Source organism: Paracholeplasma brassicae (assembly GCF_000967915.1).
GTDB lineage: Bacteria > Bacillota_I > Bacilli_A > Acholeplasmatales > UBA5453 > Paracholeplasma > Paracholeplasma brassicae.
On the sequence record NC_022549.1, the window covers coordinates 899,771 to 917,987 of the forward strand.

Sequence of the window (18,217 nt, forward strand, 5' to 3'; positions counted from 1 at the left end):
CTAGCGTTGCTAGAACTAAGGTGGTACCGCGTTGATATTTTAACGTCCTTAGACAATTAAGGGCGTTTTTTTTTAGGTGAAACCAATGAGAACAACAAAATTGCCGACAATTGAACTAAGTCTTGTGACTTTAAGAAGCATTCAAAAAAAAGACTTTAAAGACTTTTTTGAGTTTGGAAAAGACAAAGAAACAACTGAATTCTTAACTTGGGGGCCGTTTAAAACCTTAAAAGACGCAAAAACGATGTTAAAATACATTTATTTTAAACGTCAACAACGAAATGAGCCCATCGGCTATGCAATTGTTTCAAAAGAAACTAGCAAAATGATTGGAACGATTGAATATCATACGTTTAATCACAAAGGCAATTCATGTGAAATCGGTTATGTACTTCATAAAGACTACTGGAAAAAAGGAATTATGACAGAAGCATTACAAAAAGTCACTCAAATCGGCTTTGAGGTGCTTGACTTAGACAAGTTGGTTATCAAGCACCTAAGAGAAAACATTGGATCAAAAAAAGTCATCTTGAAAAATGGTTATAAGTTAGTTGCCATTTATGAGAAACAGCATTTTCACACAAAAACAGGCCAATACCATGACGTTTTCGTTTATGAACATTGGAAGAAATAGTAGGAGGTAGAAGTATGGCAGTAAATAAAGCCAAAGGCACGTACGATGTCTTACCAAGCGAATCATTTAAATGGCAAGCACTTGAACATAAAATTAGAGAAATCACAGCACAATTTAATTATTTAGAAATAAGAACACCAATTTTTGAATATTCTGAAGTCTTTCACCGTCAAAATGAATTATCCGATATGGTAACAAAAGAAACGTATAATTTTAAAGACAAAGGGGATAGAAACTTAACCCTAAGACCAGAAGGCACGGCCGGTGTGATAAGAAGCTTTGTTGAAAATAAGCTCTACGTCAACGACCCACTTTCAAAAATGTATTATATTGGACCAAATTTTAGATATGAACGCCCACAAAAAGGTCGTTTTAGACAGTTTGTTCAGTTTGGCGTTGAGGCGGTTGGTTCAAACGATCCGATGTTAGATGCCGAAGTCATTGAACTTGCATACCACTTCATTCAATCCCTTGGTTTAAAAGGGGTATCTGTTCGAATCAATACCCTTGGTGACCAAGCCTCAAGAAAAATGTTTCAAGATGCTTTAAAGGCACATTTTGAACCGGTCAAACACGAATTATGTGCCGATTGTCAAAATCGTATCGATAAGAACCCACTTCGAATTTTAGATTGTAAAGTCGATCATCGACATGAAAAAGTCGTTAATGCACCAACGCCTGTGATGTATTTGACAGAAGCTTCTAAAAACTATTTTGATGCAGTTAAACGCTATCTAGATCAAAACGATGTGAAATATGTCTTGGCCGATCGTTTGGTTCGCGGTCTTGACTATTACGAACACACGGTGTTTGAGATTGAAGCAGAAATCGAAGGATTTGGTGCTCAAAATGTGCTTGGTGGTGGTGGAAGATACCAAAATCTAGTCAAAGAACTCGGTGGACCGGACTTACCAGGCATTGGTTTTGCTTTTGGTATGGAACGTTTATTAGACGCTTTAACACAAGAAAATATTGTCTTTTACGAAGAACAACGCTTAGACGTATTTGGCATTGCAATTGATGAAACACATCGTTCATATTTAAGTCAAACACTTTCTTTACTTCGAAAAGAAGGTTATCGCGCAACGATGGATTTCAATGGTAAGAATTTTAAAACCCAACTCAAAAACGGATTAAAAACGAATGCTCGTTATTTAATCATCATTGGCGAAGATGAGTACGCGACCAACAGCGTCAGTCTAAAAGACACAACCACACAAGAACAAGTCAAATTAAGCAAAGACGAATTGATTAATTACTTAAAAGAAATGAGAAGATAACTATGAAATACACACATCACAACAATGAATTAAATCGATCACACTTAGGTATGTCGGTCTATTTAAAAGGTTGGGTTGCAAAGACTCGCAACCTAGGTGGCCTTATATTCATTGATTTAAGAGATAAAAATGGCATTACACAATTAGTCGTGCTACCTGAAAACAGTAATTATGACACCGCGACGCGATTAAAATCAGAATACGTGATTGAGGCCAAAGGTAAAGTCATTGAGCGTCAATCGAAAAACAAGAATATTTCGACCGGTGAAATTGAGATTGAAGTCACTGAATTAATTATTCTAAACGAAGCTGAAATGACACCGATTGGTATTTCACACGAAGATAACGCCTCAGAAGAAGTACGTCTTAAGTATCGCTATCTTGACTTACGTCGACCAGTCATGCAAAACTACCTACTCAAACGTTCCCAAATCACACAAGCCATTAGAGAATCACTACTAGAACAAGCATTTAATGAATTTGAAACGCCAATATTGGGTAAATCAACGCCAGAAGGCGCAAGAGATTTTTTAGTGCCTTCACGAATTTATCCGGGTGAGTTTTATGCGCTGCCTCAGTCGCCACAAATCTATAAACAATTGTATATGGTCGCTGGATTTGAACGCTACTTTCAAATTGCTCGTTGTTTTAGAGACGAAGACTTAAGGGCGGATAGACAACTAGAATTCACCCAAATTGACGTTGAGGCATCGTTCTTAACGGAAACAGAAATTCAAGCTGTGATTGAACGTACGCTTGCTCACACGTTTAAAAAGGTACTCAATCATGAAATAGAATTACCAATTCGAAAAATGCCTTACGATGAAGCCATTCGCAGTTATGGTTCAGATAAGCCTGACTTACGTTTTGACTTAAAGCTACAATCCTATAACGATTTACTAGACCCACTTCAAATCCCACTGTTTGCTGATAAAGTCGTTCGTGGATTTGTCTTTAATGAAGCAGAAAAATTAACCAGAAAAGAATTAGATAAACTGACGTTATTGGTCAAGAAAAACCACGCGGATGCGTTAGCATTTGTGAAGCTTATTAATAACGAACTAAGTGGTTCAATTGCTAAGTTTATCGCAAATAAAGACGCATTTATCGAACAAACCAATTTAAAAGAGGGCGATATTTTACTATTAGTCTCTTCTAGTAACTATGAAAAAACATCAAATGCCGCCGGTGTGCTTAGAAAAGAAATCGGTGAATCCTTTGGACTTGCCAATCCAAATCAGTTTGAATTTGTTTGGATTGTTGATTGGCCACTCTTTGAGTTTGATGAAGAAAACAACCGCTTCGTTGCACTACATCACCCGTTTACAGCACCAAAAGAGCACCAAAAACACTTAATGAAAGAAAACCCTAAAGCGGTCATGGCACAAGCTTATGATATCGTCTTAAATGGGTATGAGATTGGTGGTGGATCGATACGTATTCATGAATCATCGATTCAACAAACGATGTTTGAAGTCTTAGGTCTTGAAAAAGAAGTGATTGAAGATCGCTTTGGGTTCTTAGTGGGTGCACTAAAATATGGCACACCACCACATGGTGGTCTTGCGCTTGGACTTGACCGAATCGTGATGCTAATGACGAACACTAAGAACATTAAAGACGTCATCGCATTTCCAAAGACTCAATCAGCAAGAGACCTGATGATGCAAGCACCGAGTGGTGTCGATAGTAAGCAATTAGATGAACTAAAAATTGATTTTAAAAAGTAAGTAGCTAAGAAGACAGACAATGTCTTCTTTTCTTAAAAACAAAAGGTCATGTCAATGACTTTTTTCCCAGATTATGATATAAATAAATTAAGAAGAAAACATAGGAGGATACCATCAATGAAACAAATAGTATTAGCAGGTGGCTGCTTTTGGGGTGTAGAAGCCTATTTTAGAGATGTAAAAGGGGTGACAGACACCGACGTTGGTTACGCAAATGGGAATTACAGAAACCCTTCTTATGAAGAAGTTTGTAATGGAAAAGCGACTCATGCAGAAGCGACTTTAGTTGTCTATGACGAATCAAAAACGAATTTAGTGACCTTACTAGAGCATTTCTTTCGAATCATCAATCCACACACGATTAATCGACAAGGAAATGATATCGGTGTACAATATCGAACAGGGATTTATTACGAAAACAACGAAGACCAATTGATTGCCGAATCGTTTATCGCAGAGTTACAAAAAAACGACCCAAAGAAAATCACGGTTTCTGTTGAACCATTGAGGCATTTTGATTTGGCTGAGGATTATCATCAAGACTATTTAGTTAAAAAACCAAATGGTTACTGCCACATTAATTTAGGCTTACTTCAAGCGGACGAAAAAAATGAAACGAAGTAATTATATTTCTTGGGATCAGTATTTTATGGGTGTGGCTATGTTATCTGAGAAACGATCAAAAGATCCAAACACTCAAGTTGGTGCTTGCATTGTCAACCAAGACAAACGCATTGTTGGTATTGGTTATAATGGGTTTCCTCAAAAATTGAACGACGATGACTTTCCCTGGGAAAAAGACGGAGAATTTGAAGACACAAAATACCCTTACGTCGTTCATGCAGAAGCAAATGCCATCTTAAATGCAACCCAAAACCTAAAAGGTGCAACCATTTACGTCACGCTTTTTCCATGTCATGAATGCGTCAAGTTAATCATTCAAAGCGGCATTACTGAACTTGTTTATGCGTCCTCAAAATACAATGGAACACCATCGGATATTGCCGCCAAGCGCATGCTTGATAAAGCAGACATTACGTATCGTCAATGTCAAGAAGTAAAGGTAACGCTTGAGTAATGTACAAATACATTGTCGAACATAAAAAGACATTGAGATGGGCTTTGATTGGCTATGCATTTTTGATTGCTTTATTGATAACCCCACTCAATTATCAATTGACTGCACCAGGACACATAAAATCGGTTGAAAATCAAATTTCAATTGAAAACACCGATGAAATGCCTCAAATACATACGGTTTATGTGATTACTCTGCCGAAAGTAACATTGTTTCAAGCCTGGATTAGCCGCTATTTTGACTATTTTACGCTTTTGCCAATGACGTCATCTACAATTCAGCCGAAAGATCAATTTGATATCGGGCAGCTTCAAGAAGAATTAAGCTATCAGTACGCGATAATCAATGCTTACAAAGAAGCTGCTAAAATTGATCAAGGTATTACGGTAGATGAAAAACTCAAAGGGTATGTGGTTTCTTATAAATCAAGTGATTCAGCACTAAGGATTGGCGATTTAATTCAAACAATCGATGGGGTTTCTTTTGAGTCACTACCCTATGAAGAATGGATAAAATTAGTTGATGGTAAGTTAGAAGTTGAAGTCGAAGTTACACGAGACGGAATTACGAAATCAATGCGTATCAAACGAAATCTAACGACCAATCGCTTTGGCTTTAGCTTAGAGCCTTACTATGAGATTAACACAACACCAAGTTATATAAAAAACTACCAAAATGATTTTGTCGGTGGCCCCTCTGGTGGTCTTATGCAATCCATTTACATCTATTGTCAACTGCTTAACTTAGATTTAGATTCGCTTTTAATCGCTGGAACAGGCACGATATCATTAAATGGAATGATTGGCGAAATTGGTGGTATTAAACAAAAAATGTGGACAGTTCATCAGTCAAAAGTAGTCGATGTTTTCTATGTAGGAAAAGAAAATTATACCGAGGCGTTAAACACCTACAATCAACTGAATAATCCGTCATTTGAACTTGTGGAAGTAGGTGAATTCAGTGAAGCTATTTTTGACTTACAAAAACGCTTATCTTAGAGATAAACAACGGATGAATGATGTACCAAAAAGGACTAAGAGGAAAGCAACAATCGATTCATTACTTTACAGTACCATGGCAGTTTTACCACTGATGTTGCTCTTGATTAATCTACTTATTTTTTCAGCGGTACAAAAAATTGTATCTTATGCCATTTTAGGCGTTATCGTATTTTATATCGATCTTAAAATATCACTTTTTTTTCAAGCCATTTTCTATTTTGAAAAAACGATGGATTGTGATAAAATTGTAATGTTGAAATGGACACGGATTATAGGCTACAGTCTATTAATTATTGGGGTTGTGGTTATTTCCATCATCTTTGGAGGTTATGTATGATTATAGGTGTTATTCTAATTATTAGTATTGTTATTTTGGATCATTTATCCAAACTTTGGATTGTTTATAACGTCGCGCACAGCGTCGGTAGAATTACAATAATTGATGGATTTTTTCAAATTGTTCAGCATCATAATTATGGTGTGGCATGGGGTCAAATGCAGAATAATTTTCTGGTCTTATACATTATTCCGATCATCGCACTAGCTGCGTTTATCTATATGTTTCGATCGGTAAATTTCAAGACAAAATGGTTTTATTCGACTGCAATCACACTATTTATTGGTGGAACCATCGGAAACTACATTGATCGGGTTTTTCGTGGGTATGTGGTCGATTTTTTAGATTTTAATATTTTTGGTTATGATTTTCCAACGTTTAACGTTGCAGATATGGCATTAACTGCCGGAGTGATTGCTTTTGCAATTGATGCTTTTTTCTTTGAGCATAAGAGGAATGAGAAAATAGATGAAAAAAATAGTATTTAATATTTCAAATGAAGAAGTGAATCAACGACTCGACGTGGTTTTAACGAATAACCTGGAACAAATGAGTCGAAGTCAAATTAAAAAAATCTTCGATAAGGGTAACGTGTTATTAGACAATCAACCCATTAAAGCGAGTTATCAAAGCAAATTTGATGATGAGATTACAATATTCATTGAAGATGAAGTTAAGTATGACCTAGAACCAATTGATCTTGGCATCGAAGTCATTTATGAAGATGATGATGTCGCAGTTATCAACAAACCACAAGGACTAGTGGTACACCCATCGGTCAGCTTTAAAGAAAAAACGCTTATCAACGGCATCAAATTTTTATTTAACGATCAATTATCGACACTTAATGGGGATTTAAGACCTGGTATCGTGCATCGAATTGATAAAGATACCTCGGGTTTATTAATGATAGCTAAGAACGATTTTGCCCACGAAGAACTTGTAAAACAACTACAAGTGCACTCGATTAAACGCGTTTATGAAGCCATTTGTTACGGTGAATTTAAGGAAACTTCTGGAACGATTAGCGCACCAATTGGAAGAGACGAAATCAACCGACTTAAGATGGCAGTGACCGACACAGGCAAAACCGCCGTGACGCACTTTTCGATTTTAGAACGGTTTAACGGGTTCACGTTTGTTCAGTGTGAACTTGAAACAGGTAGAACACATCAAATTCGTGTTCATATGAGTTACATCAACCACCCTCTCGTTGGCGATGTCACCTATGGTCCTAAAAAAGCGATTGGTCAAACGGGGCAGTATTTACATGCCAAAGAAATTGGATTTAACCATCCGAGGACAGGTGAATTTATGTCTTTTACGAAAGAAAGACCAGAGAATTTTAATACCTACCTTGAGAAATTAAGAGATGAAAACTAAGAAAGGCGAAAGCTTTTCTTTTTTTAATGTCATTAATGATTTAAAAAATCAATCATATATTTTCGAGTATAACTATGTTATACTATAGATGAAAACGCTTTTATATGGGAGGGAATTTATGAACGACGTTAAGGTTTTTGATTTAATGGAAAAAGACAAGTATGAACAAGTGGTTTATTTTTATGACAAATCAACGGGTTTAAAAGGGATTACGGTGATTCATAATACGACGCTTGGACCAGCCCTTGGTGGAACAAGAATTTGGAACTATGAATCAGAAGATGATGCATTAAAAGATTGCTTACGATTAGCTAGAGGCATGACTTACAAAGCGGCTGCAGCAGGGTTAAATTTAGGTGGGGGAAAAACCGTGTTAATCGGTGACCCTAAAATTGTCAAGTCTGAGGCCTACTTTAGAGGGTTAGGTCGTTACGTTCAAAGCTTAAATGGCAGATACATAACGGCTGAGGATGTCAATACCTCAACAAAAGACATGAGTTATGTTCATATGGAGACGGATTACGTTGTTGGGCTGGAAGGTAAATCAGGTAACCCATCACCATTTACTGCACTCGGGGCTTTTTATGGAATTAAAGCGGCACTTAAGTATCGGTTTAACAATGAGTCAATCGAGAATTATACGTTTGCAGTACAAGGTGCAGGACAAACGGGTTATTATTTGATTAATTACTTATTAAACGCAGGTGCGAAAAAAATATACTTCTCAGAAATCAATGAATCACACATCGCTCGTATGAAAAAAGAACACCCAGAGGTAATATATGTTGAGCCAAAAGATATTTTTACACTGGATGTTGATGTGTTTTGCCCATGTGCACTTGGTGGTGTGCTAAACGACGAAACAATCAAGGTGCTTAAAGCACCAATTATTGCTGGTACCGCTAATAATGTGCTACTTGACGAGCAAACGCACGGTAATGCATTATTAGATAAAGGCATCCTTTATGCACCAGATTTTGTGATAAATGCCGGCGGATTAATCAATGTATATTATGAACTCAATGACTATACCAAAGAAAAAGTTGAACATGACATTAAGTTAATCTACGACCGATTGATTCAAGTATTTGATATATCTAAAAACCAAAACATACCGACACAATTGGCCGCTAAGGTCTTCGCTAAAAATCGAATTGAATCGGTGCGTAATCTTCACGATAATTACATAAAAAGGTAGGTGGCAATTTGAGTAAATACCAGTTAGAATTTAAAGATGAGTATTGTAAGGGCTGTGAACTTTGTGTGTCACAATGTCCAGTGAAAATTCTAGAATTATCAAAAGAAAGGTTTAATCAATCGGGCTATGCGTTAGTTGATGTATCTGATATTAATCGTTGTATTGGATGCACCTTTTGCGCAATTATTTGTCCGGATTCTGTGATTAAGGTGATCAAAAATGGCTAAACAATTTCTAAAAGGTAATGAGGCAATTGCTTTAGCAGCTATTAAGGCTGACATCGATGCCTTTTTTGGTTATCCAATTACACCACAAAATGAGGTACCTGAGTATTTAAGCACCTTACTACCTCAACACAATAAAGTATTTGTGCAAGCAGAATCAGAAGTTGCAGCAATCAATATGGTCTATGGTGCTGCGGGATGTGGTAAGCGTGTGATGACATCGAGTTCATCCGTTGGGATTGCGTTAAAACAAGAAGGAATCAGTTATCTTTCAGGGGCTGAATTGCCGTGTGTTATCGTTTCAGTCATGAGGGGTGGCCCTGGTCTTGGTGGCATTCAACCATCGCAAGCAGACTATTATCAAGCGGTTAAAGGTGGCGGAAATGGTGACTACCAAACCATTGTGTATGCGCCTTCAAACATACAAGAAACCGTCGATTTATTAGTCAATGGGTTTGATGTGGCAGAAAAATATCGAAACCCCGTGATGATCTTAATTGATGGCCTCATTGCTCAAATGATTGAAGCAGTGGATATGGACAAACCCTATAAACGACCGCCTTTTAAAAATGATTTCGAGACGATTGGTACGAAATATCACGGGGATAGACGCGTGGTTAACAGTTTACTCTTAAATCCTAGTCTACTAGAAGAACACAACCTTCACCTTCAAAAAAAATACGAAATAGCAAAAAAAGAAGAAGTTTTAGTGGATTATAAAGACATTGAAAAAGCAGACTACGTTATCGTCTGTTACGGAACCGTGTCTCGAATTGCTAAATCAGCGATAAAAGAATTAACTGAACTAGGCTATTTAGTAGGTTTAATTAGACCAATCACGCTTTGGCCTTTTCCAACGGAAATCTTCTCTAAGATTAATCCAAATGCAAAGGGTATTCTCGTAACAGAACTTAGTTTAGGTCAAATGCTTGATGACGTATTAATTGCTAATAAAAACCGATTTAAAGTGGCTTTTTACGGAAGAACCGGAGGAATGGTGATGAATCCTGAAGAAATCAGAGATGCCATCATCAATTTCGATAAGTGGGTGATTAAATGATTAAATATGAAAAAACATCAGGCTTAACAGAGTCAAAAACACATTACTGTCCAGGTTGTACGCACGGCATTTTGCATAAATTGGTTGCTGAGGTGTTAGAAGAACTTGAAGTTCTTGATCATACCGTGGGTGTGGCTAGTGTCGGATGCAGTGTCTATGCGTATGATTATTTTAACTGTGACATGCAACAAGCCGCTCATGGCAGAGCTTGTGCGGTTGCAACAGGCATTAAGCGCGTATTAAATGACCGAGTTGTTTTTACTTATCAAGGCGATGGGGATTTGGCATCAATCGGTATAGCTGAGACCATACATGCTGCAAATAGAGGTGAAAATATCACAGTTATTTTCGCGAATAACGCAACCTATGGCATGACTGGTGGACAAATGGCCCCAACCACATTAAACGGTCAAGTGACAACAACTTCTAAAACAGGGAGAAATCCGCAAACGCAAGGCTATCCAATCAAAGTAACTGAAATGCTTCAACACCTTGATGGTGTTGCATACCTTGAACGAGTGAGTCTAACGTCGGCAGCAAATGCGAAAAAAGTAAAAAAAGCCATCAAAAAAGCGTTTGAAATGCAGATAAACCAAAAAGGATTTTCGATGATTGAGGTATTATCGACCTGCCCAGTGAATTGGAAAATGAGTCCGATTGAGGCAATGCACTGGGTAGATGATGAAATGTCTAAAGTTTACCCACTTGGTGTATTTAAGGATGTGTCTCAAGATGAATAAAACCATAAGAATTGCCGGTTTTGGTGGTCAGGGTGTGATGTTACTGGGTCAACTTATTGCTCATGCATCAATGAACAAAGGTTATCAAAGCACGTTTGTACCTACCTATGGGCCTGAGACTAGAGGTGGAACCGCAAACTGCATGGTTTGTATATCAGATGAAGAAATATTTTCGCCTGTTTTTGATCAATCGATGGACTTTATCTGTTTTAATGAACCGTCTTATTTGAAATTCTATGACAAAACGAAGAACTTAATCTTATATAATGCGACGTTAGTTAAAACAAAAAACAACGACGAAAGGCACATTGGAATTGAGGCAACCCTGCTAGCAAAAGAAATTGATGATCGAAGTCTAAATATGGTAATGCTCGGTGCTTATTTAAAGAAGACAAATTTATTAAATTTAGAAGATGTAATTAATTCCTTAGCGTATTTCTTCAAGGATTCTAAAAAACATTTAATCGAACAAAATATAAACGCCATAAAGGCTGGCTACCAAGCACTCTAGATAAAAAAAGTCATTAGATTTAAACTCTAATGACTATTTTTTTGATAATTGTCTCTTTAATTTACGTTTTTCTTTGTAGATAAGATAGGACATTTGATATTTTTTATAGAGTGTCTTGATTGATAAACCAATTGAATGTTTCTTTGATTTAAACCAAATCACTTTGTCGAAAAGAAACTCATTTCTTAAATAATATTTCATCAAATGTTCATACTTTTGATTTAATTGATTCATCATTTTAGCGTAGGCTTCGTTTGCGTCGACTAATTTCATATTTAAATCTTTTCTGAAATTTTTGTTAACGGTTGAATAATGCAATTCCTGTGTTTGATAGCGAAGTTTTTGAAGCTCATGCTCTTCATTTAGTTTGTTGAGATAATCGTTCTTATCTTTTCTAATACTCAAAATGGCATGATACAATTTTTTCGTTTCTTGTTTTAGTGATAAGCCATTAGAAAGAATTACCGCAGCACTATTTTCTTTGGTTGCTTTTAGAAGGTTGTTTTTACCTTCTTTGGCTTTATAAAGAGCCATTTCTTGTGTTTTTATTAAGTAGCTTAAATGATTATTTTTTTGTATGAAATGCATTTTATGCATTTTCATGGTATTCGATAAGTGCTTTTCTTGGATCTTAATAAAATTTCTTTGATAATGGTTTAACTCAATTTCCTTATGTCTAAGTTTATTGAGCTTTTGTTTGTAATGATGTGTTGCATTAGAACGTTCACCTTTAAATCGATGAGTTAGATCGGCTATGAGAAGATCTTGCTCTTTTTTAATGTGATCATACTGACTGTCTATTAGTGTTGTTAGACGCGTGTGGACATTGTTTTGCTTGTTTTTTTGATTTTCAAGCGATTTGATCAGTTGCTTTACAAAGACTTTAGTGGCACGTTCTTTGTACTCAAATTGTTCAAATCGATTAAAGGCTTGTTTAATCGTTGTGAGTGTATGACTAATGTATCGTTCGTAATCAATTTCGATTGATTTTAAAAATTCAATGGAATCGTAATATATCTTACCTTCCTTGTATTGATTTTTAGTCAAGTTTTCTTCACGTAAAATGCGCGTTTTTTCTAATTGATTCACCATGATTTGAATTGGTTTATAAGCCTTATTTGCTGTGTTCATTCTAGAATTAATTTGATTGATTTGAAGTTTTAAATGGGCAATCTCATTTTTATGTCTGATAATTTCTTTATTTAGGGTTTGTACTTCTAAATATAAGTTCTTTATCGTTTTACGACTTTGTTTATCTGAGGATTCTCTAAGACTTGTTATTTGATTTCTGATGATCCCTTTTGTTTTTTCAATATCAATAATTTGATTCTCAACAAACGCGATCTCTTGGTATAGGTCTGAAGATTGTTTGCGGTACTCACGGATTTGATCGTCGAGACGTTTAATTTCAAGAAGTAATTGTTTGTGAGATTGTTCATATTCGACTTCAATGTCTTTTTGTAGACTCATGTATTTAAACGCCGTCAATTCATTGATCTTATGATTGTAAAATTCAGTAAGTACACTGTTTAAAGAAGTACACAATTGCATTTTTGCTTCGAGTTGTGCACCGATAATCTCAATTAAATAATCTTTTGCCTGGTTAAAGGTTTCAATATCAGTGATGCGGTATAAATCGTTGATAAGTAGATAGAACTTATCTTGTTCACTTTGAATTTTTGTGGCCAGTTGATAAAACAAATCTAGGTATTTACGTTGTTTTTGTGACTCAAAAAGCGCCGTTGCGATGATTTTCTTTGATTTATGTGCCGCTAATTGAAAATTAAAATGAAGTTTTTCTACTTCGTTTTGGTAGTCATGATTTAGTTCGATGATCTGGTCATTTAAATCAATGATTTGAGCATTGTTACGCTGAATAAAAGTAATCTCTTTTTGTTTATTAAGATGACTTTCTTTTTCGAGTGAATAATGATACCTTAGGGTTTGTTCAGTCTTTTGGAATTCGTATTCAATCAGTTGTTTTTGAAGATCGTTGATCTTTTTATCACCAATGTATTTATTCTTTTCATACTCGATTTCCAAATACTTTTCGATTTGTATATTTTTGACGTCATTTTGATAATTTAGGGTGCTCAAATTGCGTTCATAGACTATTTCTTCTTGTAACAATTGGTCATCTGTCAGTAGTTTCTGTTTATTAAACTGGATGGTTTGTTTATCAAAACTATGTTCAGACATACGATAATTCATTTCAGTGTCGTGAATGTGTCTTGCTAAACTTACCTGAATGTCTAAGGGGCGTATGGCTTGAGTTTGTTTTTCTTTTAAGACTTGATTCATTATGAGAAGCGATTCTTCAAGTCTAAGGCGTTGATTCTTAAGATTATGTATTTTTTGTTCATAACGTAAGCCAAGCATTAAAAGAGAATGGTTTTTATTCATTTCTTTTGTATTACGTTTAAAACGGTAAAATTCTAGTTTTGATGTGTAATCGTATTCGTTAGCAAGAAGTTCTTTATGGAATTGCTTTTTACGTTTTAGGTTACTTAATTTCGTATCCCTAATGCATGTCTCTAAGGAAATATCAAGTTTTTTACGGGCAATTTTTAAATCTCTGTTTATTTTTCCTAAGGATAGTTTGTAATCAGGACTAGAAGAATCTAATTGTTTTCGTTTTGTCGATGCTTGTTGTTCTAACACCGCTTTTTTATCCGTAATTTCTTCTTTTAAATACGCTAATTTTTGATTGCTTTGCGTCACATCTCGGGTGTAAGATTTTGTAATTACGTCGTTATTAGTGATCGATAGCTCTTTAAGTTCATCGATTTTTTTATCGAAATACATGAGTTCATGTCCGAATTGATCTAAAATAATCCGATTTTTATCTAATAGTTCAGTTTTATTTTGTTCAATTAATTCTTCGACTTTTTGTGTTTCACTAATGGTCGTTTCTTCGAAGTTTTTGATTTCATTATTAAATCGTCGTTGGATTAATTTGATGTTATCATTAATACGCACGATCACTCGGTTAAACGCCGTTTTAATACTGATGATGTCATCATCATATGATTTTTGTTCGATTTTAACTTCAGTTTCAATTTCATGTTGCTTAATGTTTAGATTTAACATTCGATCATGATTTTTTTTATGATTAATTGTTATCTCGCTTTCATACTGTTTTAATCGTTCAGAAAGAAGATGGTCTTTTTCATTCTCGATGATCGATATTTGTTTTTTGTAGTGATCTTTGTGCTTATCACTCTTGATATCGATGGTCTTAATTTTTTTAACTTTTTCGATGGTGAACTCATCAATTGTTTTAAATAAATGGGTTGTTTTTTCGTTGATCAGCTGATTGATCTCAAGTAACTGATTAGGACCATCGTAGTTATTTTTAATTTCTTGGCGCTTTAAATTGTCTTTTTCTTGTAGAAGTGTGCTTTCTAATAAGACAAGACTTTGGTCAAGTTCTTGTTTGATCCGTTTGTATTCTTGATTGTATGTTTTTGAATGTTCTGAGAGGTTAATGGCGAACTGTTTATCAATTTCTTGAATTTGATTTAATTCATCAGATATGCTATGATGAGTTGATTTAAGAATGTAAGTTATGTCATTTTTAAAAGCAATTGATTTAGGGGCATGGACAAAAAGCGTATCAAAACGCTCCTTTTGGGTCTCTACGTATTTTTTAGGTTCGAAAGTAATCAATCTCTCACCTCTAATTCATTAATTATTATAACATAACGCAAGATGATTTTGATATAATCTTACTGTAAGGGGATTTTAAAATGCAAGAGAAAATAATTAAGGGAATAAAGTACCTCTACGATGAGTTAACTCATTTTGTTATTAAAGACCCTAATGGCTATGTCAGTCTAGAAGATGAAAAAGAACGATACGATGAACATCATAACGATTTAAACGATTCAAATTATCATGCGTATCAAACAAAGATTTTAGAACAGTATATAAGACCATACTTGAAAAAAGGTAATGTCTTGGAATTTGGATGTGGCCAAGAACGCGTATTAGAAGCGCTTCTAGTCGATTATGATGTATCAAGTTATGATTTGTTTTATCATCCAAATGAAGCTATCTTTGAACAAAGATTTGATCATATAATCACCATTGAGACCGTAGAACACTTTAAACATCCCTTCGATGAATTCATTAGATTTCATCGACTTTTAAATGACCAAGGGCACTTAATCGTGATGACACAGTTTAAACCACCGTTCGATTTATTTGATGACTGGTGGTATATTAGAGATAAAACTCACATTTGTTTTTATGATTTACATGTTTTTGAGTATTTAGCCAAAACAATTGGTTTTGAAATTGTTCATACGAATCACAAGAACTTTATCGTTTTAAAGAAAATATGAATGGACGAGGTATAAATTATGTACGCATACATCAAAGGTGTCATCAAGATGATTTTTCCAACCAACGTTGTCATTGAAAATCAAGGCATTGGTTATCTGATTGTGACGCCAAACCCATACGTTTATCGACTAGAAGAGGAGACAACCATTCACATTCATCACTATTTACGTGAAGATCAAGATACGTTGTTTGGTTTTTCAAGTATACAAGCAAGGGATTTATTTATTGACTTGATTAGTGTCTCAGGCATTGGACCTAAAAGTGCACTAAGTATACTTGCGGTAGGTAAACCAACTGAAATTATCTTTGCTATTGAATCACAAGACGTTAAGTATTTAACTAAGTTTCCAGGCATCGGGCCGAAAAGCGCTCAACAAATCATATTAGATTTAAAAGGTAAACTTGATAAAATAGAAGACACAAATGAATTCATGGCTCAAGATGAAGTAAAAGAAGCATTAATGGCGCTTGGTTATTCACAAACCGAATTTAAAAAGATTCAAAAGCACTTAGATCAAAGCTTAACTACCGAACAAATGATCAAACAAGCCTTACAATTATTGATGAAGTAGAGGAGGTATGAGTTTCAATATTAATTGAAGCGATAAATACAATTATGAAATCAGATGATAGAATTATTTCGTCTATGGCGTTTAAAGAAGACGAAGATCAAACTTTAAGACCTCAGAGACTTCAGGATTACGTGGGTCAAAAAGATATAAAAGAAATGTTAGATGTTTATATCAAAGCCGCGCTTATGAGAAATGAAGCGCTTGATCACATCCTATTTTATGGCCCTCCAGGGTTAGGAAAAACCACACTTGCTCAAATTGTCGCCAATGAAATGGACGTTAATATCAAAGTAACCAGTGGCCCTGCAATAGAGCGACAAGGCGATTTGGCTGCCATTTTGACGTCACTTGAACCTGGTGATGTTTTGTTTATTGATGAAATACACCGATTACCTCGTGTGGTTGAAGAAGTTCTTTACTCAGCCATGGAAGACTATGTAATCGACATCGTTATCGGAAAAGATGGACAGTCAAGATCGATAAGGATTGATTTACCACCATTTACCCTTGTTGGTGCGACCACACGCTTTGGTGATTTATCTGCGCCTTTAAGAGACCGATTTGGTGTTGTAATGAGACTCGAATATTATAAAAATGAAGAACTAGCGGATATTATAAGACGGACCTCGATTGTATATAAAACTGAAATTGAAGCAAACGCTGTCCTTGAATTATCAAAACGAAGCCGTGGGACACCTCGTATATCGAATCGACTGTTTAGAAGAGTTCGCGATTTTGCCCAAATCATTGGTGATGGTGTGATCACAAAGGACATAACAAACTTAGCACTTGATAAACTCGGTATTGCCCCTTCAGGACTTGACTACACCGACAAGCGCTATTTAAGTGCGATTGTTGAAAAATTTGGTGGTGGCCCAGTTGGGCTAGAGTCAATTGCCGCGACAATTGGCGAAGAAGTAACAACCGTAGAAGACGTTTACGAGCCATTTTTACTACAAGAAGGCTATATTAAACGCACCGCAAGAGGGAGAGTTGCTATGAAAAAAACATACGACCTCTTGGGTATAAAATATTTTAAAGGACTATTTGAAGAATGAAAACAAACGATTTTGATTTTAACTTACCAGAAGAGCTCATTGCTCAACACCCATTAGAAAACAGAGACACATCTAGACTACTCATTGTTGATCGAGAAAATCAATCGTTTTCACATAAGCATTTTTATGATATCCTAGAGGAATTATCATCAAACGATGTACTCGTAATCAATAATACAAAGGTAATGCCAGCACGACTGATTGGGGAAAAAGAAGACACAAATGCCGTGATTGAACTCTTGCTTTTAGAACAAAAAGAATCCTTATGGGATGCACTTGTTAAACCGGGTAGACGTGTAAAAGTAGGCACGGTCATCTCTTTTGGTAGAGGGATGCTAAAAGCCAAATGTGTGGGTGAAAAGGAAGATGGAATAAAAACCTTTCAAATGATCTATGAAGGGATTTTTTATGAAATTCTTGAGCAGCTTGGTCAAATGCCACTGCCACCATACATCCATGAAAAACTTGAGGACAAAGACCGTTATCAAACCGTATACGCAAAAGAAATCGGCAGTGCAGCGGCACCAACCGCGGGTCTTCATTTCACCAAAGATTTATTAGACAAGATTAAAGAAAAGCAAATTGAAATCATCGAAGTAACGCTCCATGTTGGTCTTGGTACGTTTAGACCAACTTCAACAGAAACCATCGAAGATCACCACATGCATAAAGAAAGTTACTTGATTTCTGAGGATGCTGCAAATCGATTAAATCTAGCAATGCAAAACAAAAAAAGAATTGTTGCGGTTGGAACGACTTCGGTTAGAACACTAGAAAGTAATTACGATGGGACAAGTTTCAAACCTGGTTTATACGAAACAGACATATTTATTTACCCTGGCTACAAATTTCTAACAATTGGCGCTTTAATTACCAATTTTCATTTGCCCAAATCAACACTGGTTATGCTGGTTTCAGCATTATCCTGTCGAGAACTAATTTTAAAAGCATATAAAGAGGCAATTAAAGAAAAATACCGATTCTTTTCTTTTGGAGACGCAATGTTCATCAAATAAATATAAAAAAACCACTCATTTGAGTTAGGACTTTGATGGTCAATCCAA

At 35.6% G+C, this 18,217-nt stretch carries 19 protein-coding genes; 18 read left to right on the plus strand and 1 reads right to left on the minus strand.

Going from position 1 to position 18,217, the window contains the following annotated elements:
• The first annotated feature begins 85 nt into the window (after positions 1-85).
• From BN853_RS04140 to BN853_RS04205, 14 genes are all read left to right on the plus strand, one after another.
• Positions 86-634, plus strand: a complete 549-nt coding sequence (locus tag BN853_RS04140; protein WP_030004695.1) for a GNAT family N-acetyltransferase — start codon at positions 86-88, stop codon at positions 632-634.
• A 14-nt stretch (positions 635-648) separates the two neighbouring features.
• Positions 649-1,914: a histidine--tRNA ligase gene (hisS, locus tag BN853_RS04145; protein ID WP_030004696.1), complete on the plus strand. Its 1,266-nt coding sequence runs from the start codon at positions 649-651 to the stop codon at positions 1,912-1,914.
• A gap of 2 nt (positions 1,915-1,916) precedes the next feature.
• On the plus strand, positions 1,917-3,644 hold the full coding sequence (gene aspS, locus BN853_RS04150) for an aspartate--tRNA ligase (protein WP_030004697.1): 1,728 nt from the start codon (positions 1,917-1,919) through the stop codon (positions 3,642-3,644).
• 117 nt (positions 3,645-3,761) lie between these two features.
• The gene (gene msrA / locus BN853_RS04155; RefSeq protein ID WP_030004698.1) at positions 3,762-4,268 is read left to right on the plus strand and encodes a peptide-methionine (S)-S-oxide reductase MsrA; all 507 of its coding nucleotides are present in this window, start codon (positions 3,762-3,764) and stop codon (positions 4,266-4,268) included.
• Complete coding sequence (locus BN853_RS04160; protein ID WP_052591226.1) at positions 4,255-4,722, plus strand: deoxycytidylate deaminase; 468 nt, start codon at positions 4,255-4,257, stop codon at positions 4,720-4,722. Before msrA ends, BN853_RS04160 begins: the two co-directional genes overlap by 14 nt.
• A complete protein-coding gene (locus BN853_RS04165; protein WP_030004700.1) occupies positions 4,722-5,720 on the plus strand; it encodes a S16 family serine protease in 999 nt (332 codons plus the stop codon). Before BN853_RS04160 ends, BN853_RS04165 begins: the two co-directional genes overlap by 1 nt.
• Positions 5,683-6,060: a hypothetical protein gene (locus BN853_RS08960; protein WP_052591227.1), complete on the plus strand. Its 378-nt coding sequence runs from the start codon at positions 5,683-5,685 to the stop codon at positions 6,058-6,060. Before BN853_RS04165 ends, BN853_RS08960 begins: the two co-directional genes overlap by 38 nt.
• Positions 6,057-6,548, plus strand: coding sequence for a signal peptidase II (lspA, locus tag BN853_RS04175; protein WP_030004702.1), 492 nt, complete (start codon positions 6,057-6,059; stop codon positions 6,546-6,548). Before BN853_RS08960 ends, lspA begins: the two co-directional genes overlap by 4 nt.
• Positions 6,529-7,443, plus strand: coding sequence for an RluA family pseudouridine synthase (locus BN853_RS04180; protein ID WP_052591229.1), 915 nt, complete (start codon positions 6,529-6,531; stop codon positions 7,441-7,443). Before lspA ends, BN853_RS04180 begins: the two co-directional genes overlap by 20 nt.
• Before the next feature lie 118 nt (positions 7,444-7,561).
• Positions 7,562-8,641 (plus strand): Glu/Leu/Phe/Val family dehydrogenase, encoded by a 1,080-nt coding sequence (locus tag BN853_RS04185; protein ID WP_030004704.1) that lies wholly within the window; start codon positions 7,562-7,564, stop codon positions 8,639-8,641.
• 8 nt (positions 8,642-8,649) lie between these two features.
• Positions 8,650-8,868, plus strand: coding sequence for a 4Fe-4S dicluster domain-containing protein (locus tag BN853_RS04190; RefSeq protein ID WP_052591232.1), 219 nt, complete (start codon positions 8,650-8,652; stop codon positions 8,866-8,868).
• Positions 8,861-9,925 carry a 3-methyl-2-oxobutanoate dehydrogenase subunit VorB gene (gene vorB / locus BN853_RS04195; RefSeq protein WP_030004706.1) on the plus strand — a complete coding sequence of 355 codons (1,065 nt, stop codon included), beginning with the start codon at positions 8,861-8,863 and terminating at the stop codon, positions 9,923-9,925. The genes BN853_RS04190 and vorB overlap by 8 nt, the downstream gene beginning before the upstream one ends.
• Positions 9,922-10,665 carry a thiamine pyrophosphate-dependent enzyme gene (locus BN853_RS04200; RefSeq protein WP_030004707.1) on the plus strand — a complete coding sequence of 248 codons (744 nt, stop codon included), beginning with the start codon at positions 9,922-9,924 and terminating at the stop codon, positions 10,663-10,665. The genes vorB and BN853_RS04200 overlap by 4 nt, the downstream gene beginning before the upstream one ends.
• Complete coding sequence (locus tag BN853_RS04205; RefSeq protein WP_030004708.1) at positions 10,658-11,176, plus strand: 2-oxoacid:ferredoxin oxidoreductase subunit gamma family protein; 519 nt, start codon at positions 10,658-10,660, stop codon at positions 11,174-11,176. Before BN853_RS04200 ends, BN853_RS04205 begins: the two co-directional genes overlap by 8 nt.
• A 33-nt stretch (positions 11,177-11,209) precedes the next feature.
• Here the strand turns inward: BN853_RS04205 and BN853_RS04210 are convergent, their stop codons facing one another.
• The gene (locus BN853_RS04210; protein WP_030004709.1) at positions 11,210-14,845 is read right to left on the minus strand and encodes a hypothetical protein; all 3,636 of its coding nucleotides are present in this window, start codon (positions 14,843-14,845) and stop codon (positions 11,210-11,212) included.
• An 80-nt stretch (positions 14,846-14,925) separates the two neighbouring features.
• Between BN853_RS04210 and BN853_RS04215 the strand changes: the two genes are divergently transcribed.
• The 4 genes from BN853_RS04215 to queA are packed head-to-tail and all read left to right on the plus strand — an operon-like array spanning position 14,926 to position 18,169.
• Positions 14,926-15,522 carry a class I SAM-dependent methyltransferase gene (locus tag BN853_RS04215; protein WP_030004710.1) on the plus strand — a complete coding sequence of 199 codons (597 nt, stop codon included), beginning with the start codon at positions 14,926-14,928 and terminating at the stop codon, positions 15,520-15,522.
• 18 nt (positions 15,523-15,540) lie between these two features.
• The gene (gene ruvA, locus BN853_RS04220; protein ID WP_030004711.1) at positions 15,541-16,095 is read left to right on the plus strand and encodes a Holliday junction branch migration protein RuvA; all 555 of its coding nucleotides are present in this window, start codon (positions 15,541-15,543) and stop codon (positions 16,093-16,095) included.
• Positions 16,096-16,139: 44 nt separating this feature from the next.
• Complete coding sequence (ruvB, locus tag BN853_RS04225; RefSeq protein ID WP_030004712.1) at positions 16,140-17,153, plus strand: Holliday junction branch migration DNA helicase RuvB; 1,014 nt, start codon at positions 16,140-16,142, stop codon at positions 17,151-17,153.
• On the plus strand, positions 17,150-18,169 hold the full coding sequence (gene queA / locus BN853_RS04230) for a tRNA preQ1(34) S-adenosylmethionine ribosyltransferase-isomerase QueA (RefSeq protein WP_030004713.1): 1,020 nt from the start codon (positions 17,150-17,152) through the stop codon (positions 18,167-18,169). Before ruvB ends, queA begins: the two co-directional genes overlap by 4 nt.
• The last annotated feature ends 48 nt before the right edge of the window (positions 18,170-18,217 follow it).